The organism is Amycolatopsis sp. NPDC003731 (genome assembly GCF_053586895.1).
Genome location: NZ_JBSFNC010000276.1, coordinates 1 through 1,574, shown reverse-complemented (window position 1 = coordinate 1,574; position 1,574 = coordinate 1). Strand labels below are relative to the sequence as shown.

Annotated in this window: 1 rRNA gene and 1 other annotated feature (1 of these 2 running past the window's edge); the gene reads left to right on the top strand. The window is 55.1% G+C overall.

Annotated features, from left to right (window positions below):
* Positions 1–1,390, top strand: a sequence feature (mutual gap in cmsearch alignment for this rRNA model is longer than 100) (it extends 1,668 nt beyond the left edge of the window).
* Positions 1,391–1,454: 64 nt separating this feature from the next.
* Positions 1,455–1,571: ribosomal RNA gene (gene rrf, locus ACWDN5_RS46215) — 5S ribosomal RNA — on the top strand.
* Positions 1,572–1,574 lie beyond the last annotated feature (3 nt).

The following is a 1,574-nucleotide window of genomic DNA, read 5'->3' as shown; positions in this document are numbered from 1 at the left end:
CTCTGAGACGTGATGTGTAGCCGTTTGAGGCGAAGTAGAGTGATCCTATGCTGCCGAGAAAAGCCTCTAGTGAGTGCATGCACGGCCCGTACCCCAAACCAACACAGGTGGTCAGGTAGAGAATACCAAGGCGATCGGGTGAACTGTGGTTAAGGAACTCGGCAAAATGCCCCCGTAACTTCGGGAGAAGGGGGGCCAAACATCCTGAAGCCCTTCTCGGGCTAGGGGTGGGTGGCCGCAGAGACCAGCGGAAAGCGACTGTTTACTAAAAACACAGGTCCATGCGAAGTCGCAAGACGATGTATATGGACTGACGCCTGCCCGGTGCTGGAACGTTAAGAGGACCGGTTAGCCAGTAATGGCGAAGCTGAGAATTTAAGCGCCAGTAAACGGCGGTGGTAACTATAACCATCCTAAGGTAGCGAAATTCCTTGTCGGGTAAGTTCCGACCTGCACGAATGGCGTAACGACTTTCCGGCTGTCTCAACCACAGGCCCGGCGAAATTGCACTACGAGTAAAGATGCTCGTTACGCGCGGCAGGACGGAAAGACCCCGGGACCTTTACTATAGTTTGGTATTGGTTTTCGGTTCGGCTTGTGTAGGATAGGTGGGAGACTGTGAAGCTGCAACGCTAGTTGTGGTGGAGTCGTTGTTGAAATACCACTCTGGTCGAATTGGGAATCTGAACCTCGGGCCATGATCTGGTTCAGGGACAGTGCCTGATGGGTAGTTTAACTGGGGCGGTTGCCTCCTAAAGGGTAACGGAGGCGCCCAAAGGTTCCCTCAGCCTGGTTGGCAATCAGGTGTTGAGTGCAAGTGCACAAGGGAGCTTGACTGTGAGACAGACATGTCGAGCAGGGACGAAAGTCGGGACTAGTGATCCGGCACCTCCTGGTGGAAGGGGTGTCGCTCAACGGATAAAAGGTACCCCGGGGATAACAGGCTGATCTTGCCCAAGAGTCCATATCGACGGCATGGTTTGGCACCTCGATGTCGGCTCGTCGCATCCTGGGGCCGGAGTAGGTCCCAAGGGTTGGGCTGTTCGCCCATTAAAGCGGCACGCGAGCTGGGTTTAGAACGTCGTGAGACAGTTCGGTCCCTATCCGCCGCGCGCGTAGGATACTTGAGGAAGGCTGTCCCTAGTACGAGAGGACCGGGACGGACGAACCTCTGGTGTGCCAGTTGTTCTGCCAAGGGCATGGCTGGTTGGCCACGTTCGGAAGGGATAACCGCTGAAGGCATCTAAGCGGGAAGCCTGTTCCAAGATGAGGTATCCCACCCCATGTGGGTTAAGGCCCCCAACAGACCATTGGGTTGATAGGCCAGAAATGGAAGCACAGTAATGTGTTGTCGAGTTGACTGGTACTAATAGGCCGAGGACTTGCCTACGAAGATGTTACGCATCCACTCTACGGTTCTGAAACACCACACTGGGTGTGTTGTTTCGTAGTGTTTCGGTGGTTATAGCGTCAGGGAAACGCCCGGTCCCATTCCGAACCCGGAAGCTAAGCCTGACAGCGCCGATGGTACTGCAACCGAAGGGTTGTGGGAGAGTAGGACACCGCCGAACTTA